Below are 22,406 nucleotides of genomic sequence, written 5' to 3'. Positions count from 1 at the left end.
TCAGCATGAGCCTCGATTTCGACAACGTCAGCTTCAAATATCCGCGCGGCGGGCACGGCGTCGATGCCGTCACCCTCGCAGCGCAGCCCGGCGAACTGCTCGCCGTCATGGGCCGCAGCGGATCGGGCAAATCGACGCTGCTGCGCCTTGCCGCCGGCCTGCTCGACGGCTACGACGGGCGCATCGCGATTGGAGGCGACGACATGGCCGGCGTGCCGGTCTGGCGTCGAGAGGTTGGCATGGTGTTTCAGCAGTACGCGCTGTTTCCACACCTGTCCGTCGTCGAAAACGTCGCCTACGGCCTGCGCATGCGTGGCGTGCCGGCCGCGCAGCGGCGCGTTCACGCACTAGAGATGCTCGAGCGCGTCGGACTCTCGTCGCATGCGGACCGCGGCACGACGATGCTATCGGGTGGGCAGCAGCAACGGGTCGCGCTCGCTCGCGCGCTCGTGATCGCGCCGCGCGTCTTGCTGCTCGATGAGCCGCTCGCCGCCCTGGACGCCGGCATTCGCCATCAACTCCGTGATTTGATTCGTGCGTTGCAACGGGCAAGCGGCGCAACGACGCTGCTCGTGACACACGATCAGGAAGAAGCGCTCAGCATGGCCGATCGCGTTGCGGTCGTAGACGGCGGCCGCGTGCTGCAGGTCGACACGCCCTGCAACCTTTACGAGCGTCCTGTTTCGGCGCAGGTCGCGCGTTTTGTCGGCCATTCGACGATCCTCCCTGGCCGCATCCGCGCCAAAGATATGGTCGACGTGGGATTCGCGTTGCTGAATGTCGATACGGGCATTCGCCGCATCGGCGATGACGTCGAATTGCTATTGCGACCCGAGCATATCCAACCTGATCCGCCTGTGGGTACCGCCAATCGCATTGATGGCGCACTCGGCGAAATTCGGTACTTCGGGGCTACTCAACGCTACGACTTTTTGCCGAACGGCTCATCGCAGCCCCTGTTATGCGAAGGCCGATTGCTTCCGACAAGCAGCATCGCCATCGATCCGCGCCATCTCGTTACGTTGAATGCGACGCCCGACACCCAATCCATCCCTTTGCCCAACGGAGAACCCGAATGTCTGCAGTCCTGACCCTCTCGACCGCCTTGCGCCGTATCGGCGTCTTGCTCGGCGCCTGCGCAGCGCTTGCAGCGACCACGGCGCATGGCGCATCGCTTTATCCCGGCGAGGATGCGCTTTACGCCAAAGCCGCCGATGAGGGAATTGTCGTCTCGTTCGATACCGGTCCCGAATGGGCGAACTGGAAGTCACTCTTTGCCGAATTTCGCAAGCGCTATCCGAAGGTCGAGATTACCTACAACGACATAGGTTCGGCCGCGACGGTCGTCGCCCTCGACAAGTCGCGCCATCGCCCGCAGGCCGATACGGCCTATTACTTCGCGGCATCCGCGCTCGATGCGGTGAACAAAGATGTTGTGGAACCCTTCAAGCCCGTCAACTTCGACAAGCTGCCCACGGTGTTTCGCGAGACCGACGGCCGCTGGTTCACCGTGCATTCGCTCAACATTGCCTTCCTCGTCAATAAGAAACTCGTGAAGGACGTGCCGCAGCGATGGGCCGATCTGCTGAAGCCTGAATATCGCAATGCGGTCGTCTACCTCGATCCGCGCTCGACAGGCCAGGGACAAGTCGACGTTTTCGCGGCCGCCTACGCGTTCGGCGGCAATATCGACAATCCGAAACCCGGAGCGGACTTCTTCGGGAAGCTGACGTCGGCGGGCAACGTGTTGCGCGTCGAAGGCACGACGCCCTACGCGAAGTTCGTCAAAGGCGAAATTCCGATCTTGATCGGCTATGAAAACGACGGCCTCAAGGCGAAGTACACGGACGGCATGGGCGACGCAGTCGATGTCGTGATTCCGCAGGACGGCAGCGTCTCGGCGCCCTATGCGATGAGTCTCGTCAAGAAAGGTCCGAACCCGGCCGCTGCGCAGTTGTGGCTGAACCTGGTGATGAGCGACGTTGGTCAGGCATTGTTCGCGCAGGGCTACGTGCGGCCGGCGGTGCCCGGCGTCACGCTCGCCCCCGAGATCGCCGCGAAAATGCCGAACGCGCCGCAAGTTCACCCGCTCGATGTCGCGAAGGCAGCGGCGCACAAGGGCGAAATCGATCAGCTCTGGTCGCAGGCCACGCTCGGCAAGTGAGGATGAAGCGATGCGCGGCTCGTTACTAGAGCGAGAGGGCCTCATTCGGCGCTTCGGCTCGGCGCCGGCAGGCGTTCTGTTGGCGGTGTGCTTCGCACTGCCGCTCGCCGCGCTCGTCGTCGCAGCCTGCGGCAACGGTGGTACTGCGTTCGCCGTCATTGCGCGCGACCCGCTCGTCGTGAGTGCGATCGCGCATTCATTCGCGCTGGCGCTCGGCGCCGGTACGTTGTCGACCGGCGTCGGTCTCGTGCTCGCCTTCGAGCTTGCGGGACGATCTCCTGGCGAGCGGCGCTGGTTGCTGGCCATCCTTGGCGTGCCGCTCGCGTTTTCGGGGCTCGTGATCGCCTACGGCTTCATTCTGACGTTCGGCCGCGCCGGGTTCGTGACGATGCTGCTCGCTCGTTTCGGCGCCGATGCGGCGAAATTGGGCGGTTTGATCTACACGATTACAGGCCTCGTCATCGCATACGCCTATTACCTCATCCCGCGCGTTGCGCTCATGCTCTTTCCAGCGTTCGCGAATCTAGACCGGCGGCCGCTCGAGGCGGCGATGACGCTGGGCGCGCACCCCTGGCGAGCATGGATCGACGTCGCATGGCGCGAGCTTTGGCCGTCGGTGCTGTCGGCCTGGTGTCTCGTCACCGCGATCGCGCTCGGGACGTACGGGACTGCCCTCGCATTGGCCGGCACGCAGATCGATATGTTGCCGCTCTTGATGTATTTGAAAATGTCTGACGGGCAGACGGATTTTTCACAGGTGGCCGTGCTGTCGATCATACTGACCGCGTTATGCACCTGTGTGCTTGCAATCGGAGAAGGCATTGTCAGACGTCGGTAGGGATGAGGGGACTACGGTCGCGGCGGCACTTGAACGCGTGGCGTTGCGTCAACGCGGACCGGATCGGCTCGCGATGCCGATGGCGATGATTGGGCCGCGCGTTGCTACTGAGGAGCAGCTGAGCACTGCCGAAGCGGTTGCGCGTGCGTTTGCAGGCGCAGGCGTCGCGCTTCTCTGCGGAGGTAAAGGCGGCGTCATGGAAGCGGCTGCCCGCGGCGCACGCGAAGCAAATGGGCTCGTCGTCGGCTTGCTTCCCGAAGACGATGATGGTCAAGCGAATCCCTATCTCAGCGTAGCATTGCCGACGGGACTCGGCATCACGCGTAATGCATTGATCGCGCGAGCATCGCTCTGCCTGGTTGCCGTGGGGGGAGGACTCGGCACGCTTTCCGAGATCGCACTCGGTCTGCAATGGGGCAAGCCGGTGTTCGGAATCTGCGGCGCGCCGCAGGTGCAGGGAATCGAACAATGTGAAGATCAGTCGGCCTTGCTCTTGCGTGTCGCGCGATGGCTCGCCGATGTCGGCGTGACAAGCCGCGCGTAGCCGTTCGACGCAGGACCGGGCCGCTCGAAGAAAGGCTTCGCTGTATCGGAAGCCTCGATCCTAAAAGAAGACAAGGCGTTATTTTAGGACCCGGCCTCATCCTAAATTGCGGAAGCGCAAAAGATCGGTCAGCGCTGATCTGGGCCGGGAATGAATTGCCTCAGCCTCTCTCAATGAAAGACCTCCTCGGCTTCGGGCTCTCAAAGCTCGGAGAAATTGGCGATCCTCACATCACCGTCCGGGAAGTGAGCAATGATTTCAAGCTCGCCTCCCATCGCCTTTATGTGCGAGCGGAGCGTCGAGATGTACATGTCGGTGCGTTGTTCCAGCTTCGCAATGCTCGGTTGTTTCACATTCAGCACCGCCGCCAGAGCCTGCTGCGACAGACCACGCGCGCGCCGCAACTCGCTCAAGGCCATCTCCGCGATCATTTGGCGCGCCTTTGCGTCCGACCGAGCCCGCGCCTCGGGCGACATTCTCGCTCTTAACTCGGAAAACTTCCTAGCCATCGTCGAAACACTCCTGTTTGAGTTGCGCCAGATGTTCCTCATACAGCGCATCGGCACGCGGGATGCTTTCGTCGTACCAGCGGTCATTGCCCGTTTTATCGCCGCCAAGCAAAAGAATCGCAGTACGGCGCGGATCGAACGCGTACAACACTCGGTAGGGGCGGCCTTCGTGTTGCACTCGTAGCTCGCGCAGGTGGCCATGGCGAGAACTGGTGATCCCGCTTGAGTATGGATGACGCAAGTTGGGGCCGTAGTTTTCGAGCAACCGAACGGACGCCGCAATGGACTCCTGTTCTGCCTCGACTAGCTCGTCCCACCAAGCACCAAAGTGATCGGTATATTCAACGTCCCACGTCATGAGAATATAGCCGGCAGGGTGTATTCCGTCAAGGGAATAGCTTTTGATCGAAACCGATGACCACACGTGCCCTTGGCTACGGCTGTCAGCTAGGCCGCCGATAGGACGGCCTGTCGTCCTTCCCATCTCTGCTCGCAAGATTGCAGGACGAAAGTCGTGGACCTGACCGCTTTTGCTTCGAAGGGAGCGCCGATCATCGAGGCGCTTTCGCACGCAACTGTCGAGACGCATCTCGAGAGCGTGGCCCCGATGCGATCGCATCATGCACAAACTGATCGGAGCGCGGCGAAACCGCAGTCCGAGCTTGCACGGGAAGCCGCACGGCAGAATGGCCGGCTACGCGCGATGCCAGCGATAGTAGGCTGGACGACTAGCGACTCTGCTGAAGGGCTCTCTTTTAGGACCGAGTAACTGGCGCCGCCTTTCGAGAGGTGTCGAGGCCTTTTATTTTTTGCATTCCGCCGCCTGTGGTTATGCGCGCTGTTTCGCGAAGCTTGTCGCACACTTTTGTCAGCGCTCTCCACCTTGCGCGTGCAACCGCCTTTGGCGGCGTCAAGTCGGCCATAACGAGCCAGGACCCGTCGAGATGTCCGAAAAGAAATGGGCCAACTAACAGCGGAGATCTCTGCCGAGGTACGCAGCGACCGCCCCTGTCAGCGCGACGCTGTGCAATTCTTCCGGCGATGCCAGCCGCGCGGCAATGATCTCCCGATTATCAAGCCGCAGCGCGGGTATGCAATCGAGATGCAATTCAAATAAATGCACCCGGTCCCTTCGCCCGTCCCAAATGCCGCAGACGGTGCCCGCGGGGCGTAGTGGGTACGAGGAGAGACCAATCTCCTCCTCCATTTCGCGCTGTGCGGCTGCATCAGGCGTCTCTCCGGGCCGGATACTACCGCCAGGAAAACTCCACTCGGCCCGGTACGATGACTTCACAAGCAACAGCGCCCGCCCGACGTAGATTGCTACTAGCGCTCCCTCATGGCGAGGGCGTCGAAGGCGCCACCAGACGCGAGCCAGCCGAAATCCAAGACGAAGCACCATGCGCCAGGCACAGTCGATAACCACAGTCGATCGCGCTCGCCCAACGCTCGGCATGACGTCTCTCCTTTCCTTTCACGGTCCGAGGATCTAACGGTCGGCCGCATTTGTGCGGCGGGCTTCGCTCATTCAACGCCTTTGACATCCGCCCTGGCCTGAAGGCCGGAGAACAGGCTCGGGAACGGTAGTTTAGCCGGAGGCTGCTCTCCGCTCGAGATAGCGATTGCCAACCATTCAAGGGGGTATATCGATCGGCCGTTCATGGCCGATCTCTGCCTCGAGCTGCTTCGTGAAATCCGCACCCCATCTACCCGGCTACCCATTTGGGTGGTGTGCGCCCCCTGCCCTTCTGTCATTGTGAACCCGTCGTCACAACGCGCTTCCCACATAAGGTAAGTGAGCAATCGACGATGACGAGAAGCACAGGCAGCTCGCATGCAATTGGCAGGAGACTTGAAATGGAAACCACATCCTCGAGCGGAAATCCTTTAATGGATCTGTCGGACAACCTGGCAAACATTGTCGCGCGAGTCGGGCGAAGTGTCGTGGCAGTACACGGCCGACATCGCATGCCGTCGAGTGGGGTAATCTGGCGAAATGGCGTAGTCGTGACGGCTGCACACACGATCAGGCGTGAGGACGGGATCGAGGTCACATTGACCGACGGCCGCACAGTCGCCGCAGTCCTCGCGGGCCTGGATTTGGGCTCCGACGTCGGCGTGCTGAAACTGGACGGCGTGGACCTGGACCCAATCGATTCGGGCGATGCCAGCTCACTGAAGCCGGGTCATCTTGCGCTCGCCGTCGCGCGGGCGGACGAGTTCGGCACCAGCGCGGATTTTGGCGTGATCGGCAGCACGGGTGGTCCGTGGCGCACCTGGAGAAACGGACAGCTCGATGCGTTCGTGCGCCTGGACGGCGGTCTACGTCCGGGTTTCTCCGGGGCGGCCCTCGCGGATATGCGCGGGCAGGTCATGGGCATCTGCACGTCGGCGCTGATGCGCGGCGCCGGCGTCGTGATTCCCGCGGTGACCGTGGAGCGCGTCGCCGATGAATTGTTGGCTAAAGGGCACGTTTCACGGGGCTACCTTGGCGTCGGCACACAGCAGGTCAGCCTGCTGGACGCATGGGTCAAAAAAATGAACCTGCCGTTCAGTAGCGGATTGCTGATCAATTCGCTTGCACCGGGCGGTCCTGCGGAGCAGGGTGGCGTGCTGATAGGCGATGTGATGATCGAACTGGACGGCAAGCCTTGCAGCGACATGAATGACTTGCATGCCGCGCTCGGCTCCGCAAGCATTGGGCAACAGTTGCAAATCGCGTTGATCCGAGGTGGCGAACGCCACGCGTGTGCGGTAACAGTGGGCGAACGCCCCCAACGGAATTCGTGCAGGTGATTTCCGGGAAGCGACGAAATGTCGGATGGACAAACGGTACACACGGCGCCGGTTCGGGTCCTGGTGTTTGCGGCATCCTCGCAGGTGCGCGCTAGCCTGCAATCGCTTGTCGAGGAGCACCCGGCACTTGCGTTCTTAGGTAGCGCAGCCGACGCTGAAACGCTCGTCGATTGCCTCGCCGGGTCGGTGCCGGATGTGATCGTGACCGACATCGAGCCGGAAGCGAGCGATGCGATCAAAACGCTATTCGAACTCGGGCACGCGCCACCGTCGCTCGTTCTGTTGAGCGACGATACGGACAGCGACTGGCTCCTTGATGTGCTGCCCGCCGATGCGGCGGCGATCCTTCCGCGCAACGCGATGCCGGCCGAAATCGTTATGTCCATCGAAGCAGTCGCCGCGGGCCTTTGCGTGCTGTCGCCCGACACCCTCGCAAGGCTACTGGCCGGACGAAGACCGTCGCGCCAGACGGCATCCGGCGAACCGTTCGAAGCCTTGACTTTACGCGAGATCGAAGTGCTCGCGATGCTCGCCGACGGACTCGGCAACAAGGACATCGCGCGGCGACTCGACATCTCGGACAACACGGTGAAATTCCATCTCTCCTCCATCTTCGGCAAACTCGGTGCGACCAACCGCACCGAAGCGGTGATGCTCGGGATGCGGCACGGATTCATCATGGTCTAGACAATCGGCGCCATCGCCGGTGAAGTTCCAACACTCGCTTTGCGCACATTCCCCTCCATAAGCTTCCCGTAAGCAAAGTCCAAGCAGACTCTCGCACACGGTTCCCGGCCTTGCGAGATGCGCATCGTCGCGCCCCGCCCGATCGGCCACCGAACGATGCGTAGACCTAGGAGAAGAATGTGAACAAGCTTGGAACTGGCCGCGCCGCCGAGATGCTGAACAAGGTGCCCGAAGTCACCGCCGTTTTCTGGTTGATCAAGATCCTGTCCACGACCGTCGGCGAGACCGGCGCCGACTACCTCGCTGTCCATGTCGGTCTCGGCACCGCGGTGACGGGCGCACTCATGCTCGCACTATTGGTGCTCGCGCTCTTCCGGCAGCTCAATGCCACCCGATACGTACCATCGACCTACTGGCTCACGGTCGTGCTCGTCAGCATCGTCGGGACTCAGATCACCGATGCGCTCACCGATACGCTCGGCGTGAGCCTCTACGCCAGCACCGCCGTTTTCGCCGTCGCGCTCGCGGCCACCTTTCTTCTTTGGTATCGCTGCGAACGGACGCTCTCGATTCACACGATCGTCACGCGTCGCCGCGAACTGTTCTATTGGGCCGCAATCCTGCTGACGTTCGCGCTCGGCACGGCTGCCGGCGATCTCGCGACCGAAGCGCTCGGCCTCGGATTCAGGCTCGGCGTAGTGGTCTTTAGTGCGCTTATCGGCATCACGGCACTCGCCTATTACCTGGGCGGCAACGCCGTGCTGACGTTTTGGGTCGCCTACATATTGACGCGCCCGTTGGGCGCTTCCCTCGGCGATCTGCTTTCGCAAGCCAGCGAATACGGCGGAGTGGGCCTGGGGACGGTTCGCACGAGCATCGCATTCCTCACCGTCATCGTCGCCCTCGTGGCTTGGCAGAGCGCCATCGAGCGCGCGCCTCGCGGACAAACCTCACGCTGAGCCGGACCTTCGACTGGTTTCAATGAACGGGGGCGATACCGCCCTCTCCCCCGCGCCAAGCGGATTCAATGCTAAGGAGAACGAATCAATGAGCATCAAAAAAACCACGATCACTTTCGCATCGGCTGCCGTACTCGCCTTCGCGGGCTTGGCGCAGCTTACGGGCGGCGGCATCATCGTCGCGTCGGCTCGCGCCGCGACGTCCTCGAAGCTTGGCGATCTCGCGCCCTTCCGCAAGATCGCGAGCGACTCCGCGACGCTCGTCGACAAAGGCGACCTTGCCGGCGCGAAGACACGCATCAAAGACCTCGAAACTTCTTGGGACGACGCCGAGCCTTCGCTGAAACCACGCGCGGCGGCGGATTGGCATGCCGTCGACAAGGCGATCGACCGCGCGCTCGCGGCATTGCGCGCCGCCAAGCCCGAGCAGTCATCCTGCAAACAGGCGCTAACCGAACTCGTTGCGACGATCGATCGTGTCAGCGGCAAGCAGTGAAGTCGTCATGATCGGTCTGCGGGATATCGAAACGCGCGAGCCTCCAAGCTCGTCAGCACACGCACAGCAGGCCGATCTCCGCATCATTCCTTTTTCGTCTTTGGTTCCTGCGCACGCTCGTGCGGCTCCGGTCCGTGCTCGGTCGGGGCCCTCGTACATGCGTCCGGTGGCGTGAGATAAGGCAGGTCGTTGCGGCAGCACGCATAAACCGGGAACCCGTATGCGTTCGTGCCGATGATAGTCGTTGGCCCATGCAGCGGGCACACCGCGTTCATGGCACCTCCCGAAATTCATCGATGAGCCAGTTTTCCATCGTACTCGCGGATTGACGTTTCGGCACGCACGGCCCGCAATATTGATTCGGTGAATGCGCCGAATTCACGTTCCTATGTCGACGGGTGGTGCCACGCAGTTTAAGTTCCCTTTCATAACGAAAGGCCGAAAACCCCTCGGCCATGATGAAAGGAGACACCCCTGATGTCCTCGGCACCGCCCCCTATCGACGTTCGAGCCTGGCTCGACGAGCGCCCCTTCTCGCTTTTTCAATGGCGGGTCCTGCTTTTATGCTTTTGCATCGTCGCGGTCGACGGCTTCGATACGGCCTGCGTCGGGTTCATCGCACCGCTCCTGATGCGGGACTGGCATATCGGTCCTAATGTCCTCGGCATGCTGTTCGGCGCCGGCCTCGGCGGCTTGATGGTGGGCGCTCTACTGCTCGGGCCCGTCGCCGATCGAATCGGGCGAAAGAAGACCTTGATCGCCACCGTCGCCTTCTTCGGTCTCGCGAGCCTCGCGACCGCGCATTCGCCAAGCGTGGCGATCTTGATCGCGTTGCGCTTCGCCACCGGGCTCGGACTCGGCGCGGCCATGCCGAATGCGATCGCGCTTACGTCCGAGTATTGCCCCGAGCGCCGCCGGGCGTTTCTCACGACGGTCATGTTCTGTGGATTCACGATGGGGTCGGGCCTGGGCGGCGTCGTGGCGGCGGAGCTGATTCCCGATTACGGTTGGCGCGGCGTATTCCTCTTCGGCGGCATTGCGCCGCTCGCGCTCGCCGCCGCGCTCGCGGTATGGCTGCCCGAATCGGTACGCTACCTCGTCGTCAAGGGCGCGGACGCAAGCAAGATCGCCGCGTTGCTCCATCGCATCGCCCCGCTTCGGGCTGACGTCGATACACGCTTCACCTTGCACGAAACCCGGACGGTGGGTTCGCCCGTGAAACAATTGTTCGAGCCGGCTTTTCGCACCGGAACGCTGCTTCTGTGGTGCGTCTTCTTCATGAGCCTCCTGATTGTCTATCTCATGACGAATTGGCTGCCGACGCTCGTTCATGCCTCCGGCCTCTCGCTCGCCGCGGCCTCGCGAATCGGCGTGTTCTATCAAGTGGGCGGCACGCTCGGCGCGCTTGTTCTCGGAAGACTCATGGACAGGTTTTCCGCCACCGGCGTTCTCGGCCTCTCCTACGCATTCGGCGCAGTCTTTCTCGCTCTGACCGGCTGCGTGCCGGGCGACTTGCTCGCCGTCACGGTCGCCGGCGTCGGCTTTTGCATCAGCGGTTCGCAGATCGGCGCCAATGCGTTCGCGGCGCGCTACTACCCCACTGCGAACCGCGTGACCGGCCTCAGTTGGGCGTTGGGGGTGGGCCGGCTCGGCTCCGTCTGCGGCGCGCTCGTCGGCGGCGCCTTGCTCGCGGCCCATATCCGGTTTCCGGTGCTCTTCCTCATCGTTGCGGTACCGGCCGGCATCGCGGCCGCCGCCATCTACCTATGCGGAGTGCAGGCTCGACGCCGCGCAGCCCTCCCCGCGCTCGCCGCATCTGCCGGCATCGACACGGCTTGAACCGGCGGGTGAAGGGACGAAGGCGGCAATGACCCCCGCCCTCCATCCGCATTCCTCAGACCCACCTCAGGTCCTGCAGTAATCGTAAGCACCACTAACAAAGTACGGAGACACTTGATGAAGAAGCAACTCGCCGCTTGCGGCTTTGCCGTCGCGGCCACTGCCTCGCACGCGCAGACGAGCGTCACGCTCTACGGCATCGTCGATCTCGGCATTACCTATACGAACAGCGCACAAACAGGCGTCGCAAGCGGCCATCCACACGGGGGAAGTCAATTCGCGCTGACCGACGCTCATACGACGGGCCTGTCCGGCAGCCGATGGGGATTGCGCGGCACGGAAGAGCTCGGAAACGGACTGAGCGCGGTCTTCGTCATCGAAAACGGCTTCATGGCGAACAGCGGGGTCCTTGCTCAAGGCGGGGCCGAGTTCGGACGGCAAGCGTACGTCGGCTTGTCTTCGTCGCGGCTCGGCACAGTCACGCTCGGACGCCAGTACGACCCTCTAGTGGAATCCGTTCAGTCCTTCGGGGCATCGGGCGCATGGGGCGGCTACATGTCGTCGCATCTCAACGATGTCGACAACCTCAGCAACACGAATCGCATCAACAACTCGATCAAGTTCACGACGCCGACCTATCGCGGCTTTCGTGCCGGCGCGCTCTATAGCTTCGGCGGCGTTGCGGGCAACACGAGCCAAAATCAAATCTGGTCGCTCGGCGTCAGCTACAGCGGCAACGCATTCGCGTTCGGGGCGGGGTACCTCAATGCGCGAAACCCCAATGTGTCGTTCTACGGAAACACGCCCAACAAGGGCCTCGCGACGGCGAACAACCTCGGGTCGTTCGGTTCCGCCACGGCGCCCGAGTCCTCGCCCGGCTATGCCGGATACGCCTCCGCGCATACGACGGAGATACTCGGCGCCGGCGCGTCCTATACGCTTGGCCAAGCAACGATCTCGACGGTCGTGACGAACACGCGCTTCGACTCGCTAGGCTCTTCGTCGGGTCCGAACCCGCTCGGCTACACGGGCAACGCCATCTTCACGAGCGCGGAGCTCGGCGTTCGTTATCGCTGGACGCCGTCTTTGCTGACCGGCGTGGCGTTCGATTACACGCGGCGCAATTCGGTGAAAGGCGACGGCGGCGCCAAGTATTTTCAGCTCGACCTCGGCGCCATCTATAGCCTGTCGAAACGAACGGACGTCTATGCATTGGCGGTATTGCAGCGCGCAACCGGTCGCGATTCGCTCGGTCAGCCCGCGGTCGCCAATATCAGTGGCTTCACGCCGTCCGCCACCGACAAGCAGCTTGGCGTACGCCTAGGCATACGCCACAAATTCTGATCGGGGATGTGCGGGTTCGCTCGCGGCGCGTGCCGCGAGCGACTTCGTTTTACGAGCCCAGATAGTCCGGCTGCTTGTTCGGCTGAGCAGCGTCGAACGCCGGATGCTCCATGGCGTGGCGGTAGGCGGCAAGACTCAACGGATAGAGAGTGAGATCACACCCCATCCGCTGCGCGTTCGCGATTTGAGGCACGAGGCAGCAATCAGCCAACGTCGGCGCGCCCCCAAAGCACCATGGCCCTTGCCCGTGTCGCACGAGCATCCGCTCGACCCCGGCCATTCCTTCCGCGATCCAATGCTTGTACCAGGCGTCCTTTTGCTCGGGCGTGACATGAAGCACCGCGTCGAGGTATTTAAGGATCCGCAGGTTGTTGACAGGGTGGATATCGCACGAGATCAAATAGGCGAACTCGAGGACGCGCGCACGCAGTGTCGGCTCGGACGGAATCAGGCGCGGCTCGGGATGGCGCGCGTCCAGATAGTCGATGATCGCGAGCGACTGGCCGAGCGCGAACTCGCCGTCGACGAGCGCGGGCACGACCGCCGAGGGATTGACGCGATCGATATATTCCGCGTCGCGATGCGCGCCCGCGCGAATGTTCACGGGGACGTAATCGCTGGCAAGCCCTTTGAGCGCAAGCGCGATTCTCACGCGATAGGAGGCGGAGCTGTTGAAGAAACTATGAAGTTGCATGCAAGGCGCCCTCGCAATCAATCCACGCGCACGCTCAGCTCGCCCAGCCGCTCGATTCCAACCATCATCGAATCGCCCTTGACCACCCGGCCAACGCCTTCAGGCGTCCCCGTGTAGATGAGATCGCCGGGCTCCAGCCGGAAAAACTTCGAGAGGTCCGAGACGGTTTCCGCCACCGACCAGATCAAGTGCGAAACATCGCTTTGTTGTTTGGTCGCGCCGTTCACCGTCAGCCATATTCCACCGCTCTCGAAGTGGCCGACATCGCTTGCCTTATGGATCGGACCGATCGGAGCCGAATCGTCGAATGCCTTGCCGATCTCCCACGGCCGCCCCATCTCGCGCATCTTCATCTGCAGATCGCGACGCGTCATGTCCAGACCGACCGCGTAGCCCCAGACATGATCGAGCGCGTCAGCCACTGCGATGTCCGTGCCTCCCTTGCCGATGGCCGCGACGAGCTCGGCTTCGTAATGGTAGTTCGTGGTCTGTGACGGATAAGGGATCTCGAGCGTCTCGCCGTAGGTCACGGGAATCACCGCGCCCGCCGGCTTGCAAAAAAAGAACGGCGGCTCGCGGTCGGGATCGAATCCCATCTCGCGCGCGTGAGCCGCGTAGTTGCGCCCGACGCAGTAGACGCGGCGCACGGCGAATTTGTCGTCGCTGCCCGCGACAGGCACAGCGATGGGCGGCTCGGGAGGAAAAACGAATGCCATGGCGATAGGCCTCAAATTAAATGGAACATCGGAAGTTCAATTGCAATTGCGATCGACGGCAGGCAGCGGGACTTAAGCGCCTGCCGGATCGATTCAGCACTACTGAAGTTATTGGCGTTCTTCGCGCAGCAGATTGAGCGCCGACATGACCGGTCGATCCGAATAGCTGAAGAGCACGCTTTCCGTCGATGCGGTCAAGCTGGCCTGCTGCCATGCCGGCACGACGAAGACGTCGTGCGGCTCGAAGGCAAAGGACGTATCACCGATCCGCACGGATCCCTGCCCTTCCACGACACAGTAGACCGTTGCATCCGTGCTGCGATAGGGCCTGCCGGAGAAGCCCGCGGGAAGAAGCTGCATGAACGTGGCGATCGTCGGCATCGGCCATCCACCCGTGGCCGGATTCACGTAGCGAAGCTTCACGCCATCCCATTCGTCGAGCTCGCCATTGCGGTGAAGGATGTCGAGCGCTTCGCGGCTACGATCGTAGGGATAGCTGAACACAGGCGAACTCGGATCGTCGACGCGATGGCGAACCGGGACCATATTGTGGCCGAAGCGCGCAAAACTGTCGCCTTCGGGGCGAGCGATAGGCTGAGTCGCTCGCGGATAGTTTTCCGCGAAGCCCGCATTGAGGCTCGCGATCAACGGTATGTCGAGCCCATCGAGCCATACGACCGGCTCGCCGCCTTCTTCGACGGACGGATTGCCATGATCGTGCCAAGTCCAAGAAGGTGTAATGATGAAATCGCCCGGATGCATCGTAGTGCGTTCGCCGTTCACGGCCGTCCACGCGCCGCGGCCTTCCACGATGAAGCGCAACGCGGACTGCGTATGCCGATGACTGGGTGCGATTTCGCCGGGCAGAATCAGTTGCAGGCCCGCATAGAGCGTCGACGTAATGCTCGCTTTCCCGCCAAGGCCCGGGTTCTCCAGCACGAGTACGCGGCGAATCGCCTCCTCGGCGCTGATCAACGTGCCGGCCTGCATGATCAGGTCGCGAATCCGCGCGTATTTCCATATTGCCGCGACGGCCTGCGGCCGCGGCTCCTTCGGCACGAGGCTATGCAGTGACTCCCAAAGCGGGGAAAGGCCGCGCGCTGCGAGTTGCTCGTAGTAGGCGGACCGCGCTTCACGTGTCGAATTTGTCTCCATCCGGCGTCTCCTTTCGTTGATGTCCGTTCAGATTTCGACGAAAACGCTGCCGTCCACGATCCTGATCGGATACGTGCGGATATCGGCCGCAAGCGGCTCGCAAAGGGCTTTCCCTGTTCTCACGTCGAAGCGGCCCTGGTGCAGAGGACATTCGATTTCGTGTCCCTCCAGAAATCCGTCGCAAAGACGGGCATGGCCGTGCGTGCAGATGTTGTCCGTGGCATACACAGCGCCATCCACGCCGTAGAGGGCGAGCTCTTGTCCGGCGGCCTCGACCGCCACCACGTCGTCGCCCGGCACAGCGGCCAGATCGATGACTTTGATCCATTGCTTGGTCATAGAAGGCTCAAATCGGGTAAATGAGGGAGTTGGCGATCATCTCGCTATCGAATACGCAGAGCCGCGATTCGAACTTCAAGCCACTGTCCGTGCGCACGATCGTGTCGATATACCGGCCGACGTTGAACACGGTCGTCATCTCGTCGGGCTTGGTGCGGAACACCGCATAGTTGGCCTCGGCTTGGATTCGTGCGTCGTCCACGCTGACGATACGTGGCGCACCCACGACATGGCGTTGGTAGTACGGATCGTGAAAAATCGTCTCGGTCATGCCGTAGACACGATCCTTCAACATGCCCTTGCTCTCGAACGACAGCGTCGCGAGCGGAAATCCGCGGTCGTAGTTCTCGCGCGCCTGAACTTTGTAGACGCAATGCTGCGTAAAGAACTCGGGCCACTTGTCCCACTCGTTGTTGTCGACAGTCGCGGCGTAGTCGGTATAGAGCGCGACGAGTTGCTGATAAGTTTCGAAATCGAGCATCGTCAGATCTCCATCACGCGACGCCAGTAGTCGTACATGCCGCGAATCAGCGTCTCCGTCACCATGTGATCGGTATCGCCGATTTCGCGACCGCCGAGTTCCGCGATGGTTCGATGAAACGGCTTTTGCTCGAAACCTTCCTGCGAGAACTCGATCACCTCTCCGTCGTCAGCCGAGACGAAACCCGCCGGCCCGAACAAATTCGCCTGGCGCAAGCGGCGGCGCGTCATCTCGCCGCTATCGTCTTCGAAACCGAAATGCGTCCAGACGAAATCGAACGAGCCTTGCCCGTTCGGCTGGATATGGCGTGTCGACAAGGAATTGACCTGCTGCTGAATGATGACGCTTGGAAACACCGTGGTCATGACCGCCGTCGGGCCACCCCACCAGGGCTCTTGGACGACGTCGAGGAAGCGGTCGTCGTTGAGCGTCATTTGATCCTTGAAGCTCGATACGCCGCTCGTCACGTCGCCTTTGCCGCCCGCGCCGCGGGTCGAGATCATGGCCGCATGGCGAAACTGCTCGTCCATTTTCAGCTCGGACTTATTGTCGGCGCGCCAAAGGCCGAAGGTGACGAACCAAGTATGAAGCAGGCCCGGATGGTACGGGTCCTTGATGTTCTCCTGCATCAGCTTCCAGTTGCCGGGAATACGTTGCCGGCTGTAGCCGAGGATCGTCAGCTTGCGCCCGTCGAAGACGCGATCGAAATAGCGCAGAATCGTCGGGCCGAGGAACGCTTCGAGCGAAGGCAGATCGGGATCGAACGACGCGAAGATGACGCCGTTTCGCGTGGCCACGTTGAGTTTCGTGAGGCCGTGCTCCTTCGGGTCGAAGTCAGACGGCATGCCGCCGTTGATCTTGCCGTCCTGCTTGACGCCACGCCGGAACGGCACGCCGACCAGATTCCCCTTCAGATCGTAGTTCCATTGGTGGTAGGGGCAAGTGAAGTCCTTGCGGTTGCCGAACTTCTCGCGGCAAAAGCGCACGCCGCGATGCGCGCAGACGTTTTCGACCACGCTGACGTCTCCGTCCTGCGTCCGGGCGACGATGACCGAACGCTCGCCCACGACCGTGCGCTTGAAATCGCCCGGGTTCGGGATCTCAGCCTCGAGGCCCACATAGCACCAGTGCCCCGTATAAAAGAGTCGCTCGAGCTCTCGGCGGTAGATGTCGGCATCCGTATAGGCCCTGAATGGAATGCGGCTCGATCCCGCGCCGTTCCATACGGGTTCTTTGAAGGCAATAGGAGCCTCGTTCATGCTTTGTCTCCTGGGGATTCGTGGGATCTCTGGGTTTCTCTGTGCCATCGGCCGAGTTTCGAGGTCATATGCCGCTCGCGTAGAACGCATCGGCGTAGACGTGCTCGGCAGCGACGCCGCGTTGACGCAGCAAGATCGACGCGGCATCGACCATCACGGGCGCACCGGCGACATAAGCACGCCAGCCCTTGAGGCTCGACCAATCCTTGCCGACGGCATCGGTTACGACGCCGCCGCGGTATCGGTCCGATTTGCCAGCCGCAGCCACGACGACATGCGCCGTCAAATTCGGGAGCCGTTCGCGAAGCTCGTCGATCCAATGCGTGCCGTAGATGTCGTCCGGCGAGCGCACGCCGAAATACAGTTGCACGGGGTTCGTCATGCCTTCGTCGGCGATGCCCCTCAGAATCGAAAGAATCGGTGCGAGGCCGGTGCCGCCGGCAATGCATACGATGGGGTCGGTCGTCTTGCGGCGCAGGTAGGCCGTGCCGAGCGGGCCGCTCAGGCGAACGGCGTCGCCTACTTTCAGCTGGGTTGCTACGTAGGTGGTAGCTCGGCCGCCCGGGACGAGCCGAATATGGAACTCGACCTCCCCCGCGTTCGGTGCGACCGCCATCGAGTACGGCCGGCTATGTTGCGGCGTGAACTGCAGCGTCGCGTATTGCCCGGGCGAAAATTCGAACGGTTTCGAGAGGGCGAGCCGTAGCCGCTTGATGTCGTGCGTCATGTCTTCGATGCCGACGACCGTCGCCTTGATGATCTTCGCCGGATGGACGACGATTTCGTCGACTTCGGGCAATTCGATCGCGCAGTCTTCGACGATGGTCGTCTGGCAGGCCAGCACGGTCTGCCCCGTGGCCGCCGGCGCATTCGTCTCGGCGGTGCCCGTCACGAGCACGGTGCCTGAAACCACGCGGCAACGACAGGTGCCGCAACGGCCGGCCATGCAGCTATAGGAAACCGGAACGTCGTGCGCACGCAGCACGTCGAGCAGGTTTTCGCCGGCCGGTGCGTCCAGTACGCGCTTGAGCGGCAAAATCGATACTTCCATGGCGCCAGTGTCTCCGGGGCTGGTCAATTCGTCGTGCCATGATGCCGCTGCACATGGTATTGATAAATAGAAACTCCTTGATAATCCACATCACCCAAAGTGATAATGCCGCCAAGGAGCGCGGGCGCCCGGCGAGCACTCGAGCGCGAGTCCCAACCGGACCGCCGCATGGGACCAGGAGACACGGATATGGAGCTTCAGGACATCGATCTGAACCTGCTCGTCGTATTCAACGAGCTGCTCAGGCAACGGCGCGTTTCCACCGTGGCGCAGACGCTAGGCATCTCGCAGCCGGCAATCAGCAATGCGTTGAACCGCCTGCGCAAGCTGCTCGGCGACGAGCTGTTTCTCAGGACGTCGAAAGGCATGATGCCCACGCCGTTCGCCGAATCGCTCGCCGAACCGATCGGCTACGCTTTGGGAGCGATATACAACACGCTCAACGCGACGTCGACGTTCGAGCCCGCGTCGAGCAACCGGTCCTTCACCGTCGCCATGACGGACATCGGCGAGATTTATTTCCTGCCCGCGCTCATGAAGCGATTGGCGAAGGAAGCGCCGGGCGTCACGATCAGCACCGTGCGCAACTATCCCGATGCGCTCCGGGATGCCATGGAGACCGGTCAAGTCGACCTGGCCATCGGCTTTATGCCCGATTTGAAAACGGGCTTCTTTCAACGTCGTTTGTTCAAGCAACGATACGTGTGTCTCTTCCGGAAAGGACATCCTCTGGCGAAGAGCGGCATGACGATGAAGGCATTTCTCGAGGCCGAGCACGTTGCCATCGTCGCGGAGGGCACGGGCCACGGGATGGTCGACGCGGCGATCCAGCGCGCAAGCGTGCCGCGGCGCGTTTGTCTGCGCGTGCCGCACTTCGTGGCGGTGGGGCACATTCTTCAGACAACGGACTTGATCGCCGTGGTCCCGCAGGCGTATGCCACTCGCACGCTTGCGCCGTTCGGCCTCGATAGCGCACCGTGCCCCGTGAAGATTCCCGACATCACGATCAACGTCTTATGGCACGCACGCAATCATCGGGAGCCCAGCAATCAGTGGCTCAGGCAGCTAGTCTTCGAGGAGTTTTCGCAATAGCGGCTCGACCTTGAATGAGCCTGCCCTCGTCAACGGCGTGCACGCTCGCTCTTCACGTGATCGATGAACGCTCGCAGCTTCGGCATCGTCTGCTTGCGATCGGGATAATAGAGAAACACACCGGGCACCTTCGGCGCGAACGGCTCCAATACGCGTTCCAGTTTGCCCTGCGCCAGCAAATCGGCAGCGATCGGCTCGGGCACTTGCGCGAGCCCGACACCATCGACAGCCGCGCCCAGCACGGTGAGAAAGTCGCTCGCGATAAGCGGGCCCGAAACGGCAATCTCGACCGCTCGCCCATTGCTGCTGAGGGGCCATGGCGCGAGCGCCCCGTTCGATCGACGCAGTCTCAGGCATGCGTGCCCGCGCAAATCATCGGGCCGTTCGGGCCGGCCACGATCGGTGAGGTAGGCAGGGCTGCCAACGACGATCAGGCTGAACGGAGGCGTCAGCCGCACAGTCACCATGTCGGCGGCGATGAACTGGCCTAGCCGAATCCCGGCATCGAACCCTTCGGTGGCGAGATCGACGAGTTCTTCCCTAGCCGAGACTTCCACTTCGACTTCGGGATAGGCCCGACAAAACGATGCGATCAGCGGCTGCAGCAGGATCGGCACGACAGCGGGCGGCACTGAAAGACGCAGCCGGCCGGTCGGCCTCTGTCCGAGTTCGCGCGCGAGCTCACCGGCGGCAACGAGTTCCTCAAAAGCGGGCTTGGCGCGCGCAAGGAAACGCTCGCCGGCTTCCGTGAGGCCAACGCTGCGTGTGGTACGTATGAAAAGCGTTGCGCCGACACGCGCCTCCAGCGACCGCACCGCCTGGCTCATCGCGGACGGTGTCACGCCGAGTTCGGCGGCCGCTTTGCGAAAGCTGCGGTGCTGAGCGACGCTGAGAAACGCCTCCACGCCGTCGAGTGCGCCCTGCCGGACTGTGAAGTTTTGCTTCATACCTCGTCGACATTGTCGCGAATAGTCAATCAGTGGAAGCAATGGTACATCTATGTTGCCGAACAGGAACGAGCCAATGGTCCGGCTCGAAAGCGCTTTTGATCATGGAGGACAGCATGTCGACGGAAATCCTATTTCGGATCCATCTCGCGTCGGGCTATATCGCGTGGCTGCTTTGTTTCAGCGCCTACATCTGGCCTAAGCTGAAATCGATGGATCGCATCGGCGCGCAACGCGCTATCGCCACGTTGCATAGCTTTCGGTTTTTTGGTCTTGTCTTCATCCTTCCTGGGGTCGTCGGCCCGCATCTGCCCCCCGCCTTCGCCACGTGGTCGGCCTACGGCGATCTCGCCACCGGAGTGCTGGCTATGATGGCACTCCTCACCGTGAGGTTGCGCAGGCTCTTCTGGCTGTTTGTTATCGCCTTTAACCTCGTGGGAGTGACCGACCTCATCGTCGACTATTCGCTTGCGGTCCAACTGGACCTTCCGAAGATTGCCGGCGAGTTAGGTAGCGCCTATGTGATTCCGATCGTCTACGTGCCGCTACTGATGATCACGCACGTCGCCGCCCTCTATTTACTCGTGCGAGCGCAGCCCCGCGCGGCGCGTGCGCTCGCTCATAGCGCGGCGGCAACATAACGATCGGCGCCTGTTTCTGCTCACGTCGTCGGTATTCACTATTTGTCTTCCTCAACGATAGGGCTCGGCATCTGCGCGCGGCAGTGAAGCCGAGCCACGATCAAGCAACGCGGCGCGCAGCCGCTCGCCCAGCCCGCCGATCAGCCATGCCGCGCTTGCGCCGCCCGTCATCGCCAGCGCGACGATTACAGCGATCAGTGCCGCCTTCCGTGGGTTTACACAGGCGTTCATGAGTTAGAGCCCCTGCAGCTTCAGCCTATTCGCATGCGTCCGGATCACCGCCACCGGATCCTCGGCATACTGCCCGACCACGCCGAGCAATTGGTTGATTTCATCTGCGTGATTCCACCGGTAGCTCGTGCTCAGCACATCGCCGAAGAGCGCGCTGCAGACGGAGACGAGACCGTCGTTCCGCCCGGCGCCGCGATTGATCATCACCGCCCCCGTTCCCCGCAATGTCAGCGTGCTGGGATCGGCGAGGTTGGCGACATCGAACGCGCCGGACACACTCGTATCGGTCGCGCCGCGTATGCCGAGCGTCGTCCATGACGGCTGAATCGCGTCGCCCGTCCACGAATAAAGGAAATGGACGTTGCCGTCGATGGTTTCCGTCGCCGCCCCCGTGCTGCAAGAGCCCGGCGCGCCGAGCCCCGCGCTCGGCACGGCTTCGTTGAACGACGCGGCGGCCGCCGTCGTCAACGACTGCAGCGCGGCCACCGCATCCTGATTCCAGTTGTAGCGGGTCGCCGCGTAATGCCCGGCCGCGCTCGCCGTGTCGGCGGATGCCTTGGCGGGAGCGGCGACGCATATCGATGAGGCGGCAAGCGCGAGCACCGTCGCGAACAAGGATATCGCGCCGGCAAGCATCGCCGACGATTGCCCCAGCAGGCCTTCCTTTTTGGTCAAGCGGTCCATTCTGTCAACTCCTTTCTCGGGCGTAGGTGTCGTAAGCCCGTCGGACGCGAGAGCGCTCGGCCCCTGGGCGCAGCGCCCGCGAACGGTCAGGAAAGGAGTGAATCAGCAAAAAATTGAAGGCGGTATGCGAAGGATCTCAATTAGACAAGTGCAACCTATCGAGCCATGCGAAGTACAAGCGCAAACCTTTGCGCGGTTCGCCAATTCGGTAAATTGCTGGGGCCGCCGGTCACGCAATGCGCGCCGAGTAAAAAAAGTAAAGAACTGACAAATGCGGAACAGTGTTGCGCTACGTTAACTGTCGCCAGTTATTTTTGACGATTGTCAACAGTACGTTAACGCTGGCAGGGCATAATGCGTCCCGCGTCGCATCGTCGGTTGGAAGGCCGAACCGAGCGCCCAAACGCCGGCAAAGATCGGAGGTGCGGATCGACGCCCTGGACAACTTCGAAGAACGCCTTGCAAAGACCATGCAAACGCCGCTCGCTACGACAATGCTCGCCTTTTATGCGAGCACACATCCCTCGCCGCAATGGCAGGGATTTCTCACCGCGCTCGCCGAAGAATTCGAGAGCGAGCTCGATCATGCGCAGCTCAGGCAGTTGATGGCGCGCATCGGCCAGCGCTTTGCCGATGCGCATCCGCTCGGTCAATGCGAGACGATCGACGACCTTGCCACCGCCCTCAACGCGAACTGGGCGCGACTCGATTGGGGATTTGTCCGCCTCGCCGACGAATCCGATCATCTCAGCCTGACTCATCTCTGTGCACCGCTTGCGGCGTTCGGCCCCGGAGCCGATACGTGGGCAACGGCGTTTCTCGAAGGCGCCTATCGCCGTTGGCTCGAAACGCTCGGTGCCGACGCACTGACGTTGAAGCAGGTACGCGCCGCCGGACACACCGAGCTCGAGTTCCGGCTCGCGCGGTAAATCGTCCTTCC

General features: G+C 62.0%; 25 protein-coding genes and 1 pseudogene. 13 read left to right on the top strand and 13 right to left on the bottom strand.

All coding sequences use genetic code 11. The features are described from left to right. Nucleotides 1–5: 5 nt before the first annotated feature. The 4 genes from B0G57_RS21735 to B0G57_RS21720 all read left to right on the top strand — a co-directional run bounded on the left by B0G57_RS21735 (nucleotide 6) and on the right by B0G57_RS21720 (nucleotide 3,546). Nucleotides 6–1,091 carry an ABC transporter ATP-binding protein gene (locus B0G57_RS21735; protein ID WP_018440021.1) on the top strand — a complete coding sequence of 362 codons (1,086 nt, stop codon included), beginning with the start codon at nucleotides 6–8 and terminating at the stop codon, nucleotides 1,089–1,091. After that, entirely contained in the window at nucleotides 1,076–2,164 is a 1,089-nt protein-coding gene (locus tag B0G57_RS21730; RefSeq protein ID WP_018440022.1) for an extracellular solute-binding protein, read from the top strand. Before B0G57_RS21735 ends, B0G57_RS21730 begins: the two co-directional genes overlap by 16 nt. 10 nt (nucleotides 2,165–2,174) lie before the next feature. Next, nucleotides 2,175–3,002: an ABC transporter permease gene (locus B0G57_RS21725; protein ID WP_018440023.1), complete on the top strand. Its 828-nt coding sequence runs from the start codon at nucleotides 2,175–2,177 to the stop codon at nucleotides 3,000–3,002. 73 nt (nucleotides 3,003–3,075) lie between these two features. Further along, nucleotides 3,076–3,546, top strand: coding sequence for a TIGR00725 family protein (locus B0G57_RS21720; protein WP_083925575.1), 471 nt, complete (start codon nucleotides 3,076–3,078; stop codon nucleotides 3,544–3,546). A 200-nt stretch (nucleotides 3,547–3,746) separates the two neighbouring features. Here the strand turns inward: B0G57_RS21720 and B0G57_RS21715 are convergent, their stop codons facing one another. The 3 genes from B0G57_RS21715 to B0G57_RS21705 form a co-directional block, all read right to left on the bottom strand. Next, nucleotides 3,747–4,055, bottom strand: a complete 309-nt coding sequence (locus B0G57_RS21715) for an XRE family transcriptional regulator (protein ID WP_018440025.1) — start codon at nucleotides 4,053–4,055, stop codon at nucleotides 3,747–3,749. Beyond that, complete coding sequence (locus B0G57_RS21710) at nucleotides 4,048–4,413, bottom strand: type II toxin-antitoxin system RelE/ParE family toxin (RefSeq protein WP_026229546.1); 366 nt, start codon at nucleotides 4,411–4,413, stop codon at nucleotides 4,048–4,050. Before B0G57_RS21710 ends, B0G57_RS21715 begins: the two co-directional genes overlap by 8 nt. A 609-nt stretch (nucleotides 4,414–5,022) precedes the next feature. Then, nucleotides 5,023–5,511 (bottom strand): NUDIX domain-containing protein, encoded by a 489-nt coding sequence (locus B0G57_RS21705; RefSeq protein ID WP_035468465.1) that lies wholly within the window; start codon nucleotides 5,509–5,511, stop codon nucleotides 5,023–5,025. 434 nt (nucleotides 5,512–5,945) lie between these two features. Between B0G57_RS21705 and B0G57_RS21695 the strand changes: the two genes are divergently transcribed. The 6 genes from B0G57_RS21695 to B0G57_RS21665 all read left to right on the top strand — a co-directional run bounded on the left by B0G57_RS21695 (nucleotide 5,946) and on the right by B0G57_RS21665 (nucleotide 12,176). Continuing rightward, the gene (locus B0G57_RS21695; protein ID WP_018440029.1) at nucleotides 5,946–6,851 is read left to right on the top strand and encodes a S1C family serine protease; all 906 of its coding nucleotides are present in this window, start codon (nucleotides 5,946–5,948) and stop codon (nucleotides 6,849–6,851) included. A gap of 18 nt (nucleotides 6,852–6,869) precedes the next feature. Continuing rightward, nucleotides 6,870–7,538 carry a response regulator transcription factor gene (locus B0G57_RS21690; RefSeq protein ID WP_018440030.1) on the top strand — a complete coding sequence of 223 codons (669 nt, stop codon included), beginning with the start codon at nucleotides 6,870–6,872 and terminating at the stop codon, nucleotides 7,536–7,538. Nucleotides 7,539–7,750: 212 nt separating this feature from the next. Beyond that, nucleotides 7,751–8,497 carry a COG4705 family protein gene (locus tag B0G57_RS21685; RefSeq protein ID WP_026229547.1) on the top strand — a complete coding sequence of 249 codons (747 nt, stop codon included), beginning with the start codon at nucleotides 7,751–7,753 and terminating at the stop codon, nucleotides 8,495–8,497. A gap of 88 nt (nucleotides 8,498–8,585) precedes the next feature. Next, the gene (locus tag B0G57_RS21680) at nucleotides 8,586–8,993 is read left to right on the top strand and encodes a hypothetical protein (RefSeq protein ID WP_018440032.1); all 408 of its coding nucleotides are present in this window, start codon (nucleotides 8,586–8,588) and stop codon (nucleotides 8,991–8,993) included. A gap of 477 nt (nucleotides 8,994–9,470) precedes the next feature. Then, complete coding sequence (locus tag B0G57_RS21670) at nucleotides 9,471–10,832, top strand: MFS transporter (protein WP_018440033.1); 1,362 nt, start codon at nucleotides 9,471–9,473, stop codon at nucleotides 10,830–10,832. A 117-nt stretch (nucleotides 10,833–10,949) separates the two neighbouring features. Further along, the gene (locus B0G57_RS21665; protein WP_018440034.1) at nucleotides 10,950–12,176 is read left to right on the top strand and encodes a porin; all 1,227 of its coding nucleotides are present in this window, start codon (nucleotides 10,950–10,952) and stop codon (nucleotides 12,174–12,176) included. Nucleotides 12,177–12,225: 49 nt separating this feature from the next. On the opposite strand, the gene maiA is transcribed toward B0G57_RS21665, so the two are convergent. The 7 genes from maiA to B0G57_RS21630 form a co-directional block, all read right to left on the bottom strand. Then, nucleotides 12,226–12,870 carry a maleylacetoacetate isomerase gene (gene maiA / locus B0G57_RS21660; RefSeq protein ID WP_018440035.1) on the bottom strand — a complete coding sequence of 215 codons (645 nt, stop codon included), beginning with the start codon at nucleotides 12,868–12,870 and terminating at the stop codon, nucleotides 12,226–12,228. Between the two features lie 17 nt (nucleotides 12,871–12,887). Next, complete coding sequence (locus B0G57_RS21655) at nucleotides 12,888–13,586, bottom strand: fumarylacetoacetate hydrolase family protein (protein ID WP_018440036.1); 699 nt, start codon at nucleotides 13,584–13,586, stop codon at nucleotides 12,888–12,890. A 108-nt stretch (nucleotides 13,587–13,694) separates the two neighbouring features. Next, on the bottom strand, nucleotides 13,695–14,741 hold the full coding sequence (gene gtdA / locus B0G57_RS21650) for a gentisate 1,2-dioxygenase (protein WP_018440037.1): 1,047 nt from the start codon (nucleotides 14,739–14,741) through the stop codon (nucleotides 13,695–13,697). A 27-nt stretch (nucleotides 14,742–14,768) separates the two neighbouring features. Then, a complete protein-coding gene (locus B0G57_RS21645; protein ID WP_018440038.1) occupies nucleotides 14,769–15,080 on the bottom strand; it encodes a non-heme iron oxygenase ferredoxin subunit in 312 nt (103 codons plus the stop codon). Nucleotides 15,081–15,087: 7 nt separating this feature from the next. Then, on the bottom strand, nucleotides 15,088–15,561 hold the full coding sequence (locus tag B0G57_RS21640; protein WP_018440039.1) for an aromatic-ring-hydroxylating dioxygenase subunit beta: 474 nt from the start codon (nucleotides 15,559–15,561) through the stop codon (nucleotides 15,088–15,090). 2 nt (nucleotides 15,562–15,563) lie between these two features. Beyond that, a complete protein-coding gene (locus B0G57_RS21635; protein ID WP_018440040.1) occupies nucleotides 15,564–16,820 on the bottom strand; it encodes an aromatic ring-hydroxylating dioxygenase subunit alpha in 1,257 nt (418 codons plus the stop codon). A gap of 64 nt (nucleotides 16,821–16,884) precedes the next feature. Continuing rightward, a complete protein-coding gene (locus tag B0G57_RS21630) occupies nucleotides 16,885–17,871 on the bottom strand; it encodes a 2Fe-2S iron-sulfur cluster-binding protein (RefSeq protein WP_018440041.1) in 987 nt (328 codons plus the stop codon). A 189-nt stretch (nucleotides 17,872–18,060) separates the two neighbouring features. On the opposite strand from B0G57_RS21630, the gene B0G57_RS21625 reads away from it, so the two are divergent. Next, the gene (locus B0G57_RS21625; protein WP_018440042.1) at nucleotides 18,061–18,963 is read left to right on the top strand and encodes a LysR family transcriptional regulator; all 903 of its coding nucleotides are present in this window, start codon (nucleotides 18,061–18,063) and stop codon (nucleotides 18,961–18,963) included. Nucleotides 18,964–18,992: 29 nt separating this feature from the next. On the opposite strand, the gene B0G57_RS21620 is transcribed toward B0G57_RS21625, so the two are convergent. Then, a complete protein-coding gene (locus B0G57_RS21620; RefSeq protein ID WP_018440043.1) occupies nucleotides 18,993–19,910 on the bottom strand; it encodes a LysR family transcriptional regulator in 918 nt (305 codons plus the stop codon). A 116-nt stretch (nucleotides 19,911–20,026) separates the two neighbouring features. Between B0G57_RS21620 and B0G57_RS21615 the strand changes: the two genes are divergently transcribed. Then, the gene (locus tag B0G57_RS21615) at nucleotides 20,027–20,551 is read left to right on the top strand and encodes a hypothetical protein (protein ID WP_026229548.1); all 525 of its coding nucleotides are present in this window, start codon (nucleotides 20,027–20,029) and stop codon (nucleotides 20,549–20,551) included. A 51-nt stretch (nucleotides 20,552–20,602) separates the two neighbouring features. Here the strand turns inward: B0G57_RS21615 and B0G57_RS21610 are convergent, their stop codons facing one another. After that, nucleotides 20,603–20,782, bottom strand: coding sequence for a hypothetical protein (locus B0G57_RS21610; protein WP_018440045.1), 180 nt, complete (start codon nucleotides 20,780–20,782; stop codon nucleotides 20,603–20,605). A gap of 3 nt (nucleotides 20,783–20,785) precedes the next feature. Next, nucleotides 20,786–21,286 (bottom strand): annotated as a pseudogene (locus tag B0G57_RS21605) (triacylglycerol lipase); the annotation flags it as partial. A gap of 602 nt (nucleotides 21,287–21,888) precedes the next feature. Here B0G57_RS21605 and bcsD point away from each other — a divergent pair. Further along, nucleotides 21,889–22,395: a cellulose biosynthesis protein BcsD gene (bcsD, locus tag B0G57_RS21600; RefSeq protein WP_018440047.1), complete on the top strand. Its 507-nt coding sequence runs from the start codon at nucleotides 21,889–21,891 to the stop codon at nucleotides 22,393–22,395. The last annotated feature ends 11 nt before the right edge of the window (nucleotides 22,396–22,406 follow it).

It is taken from the genome of Trinickia symbiotica, from assembly GCF_002934455.1.
GTDB classification, from domain to species: Bacteria; Pseudomonadota; Gammaproteobacteria; order Burkholderiales; family Burkholderiaceae; genus Trinickia; species Trinickia symbiotica.
This window is presented reverse-complemented; position numbering and strand designations above follow the sequence as displayed.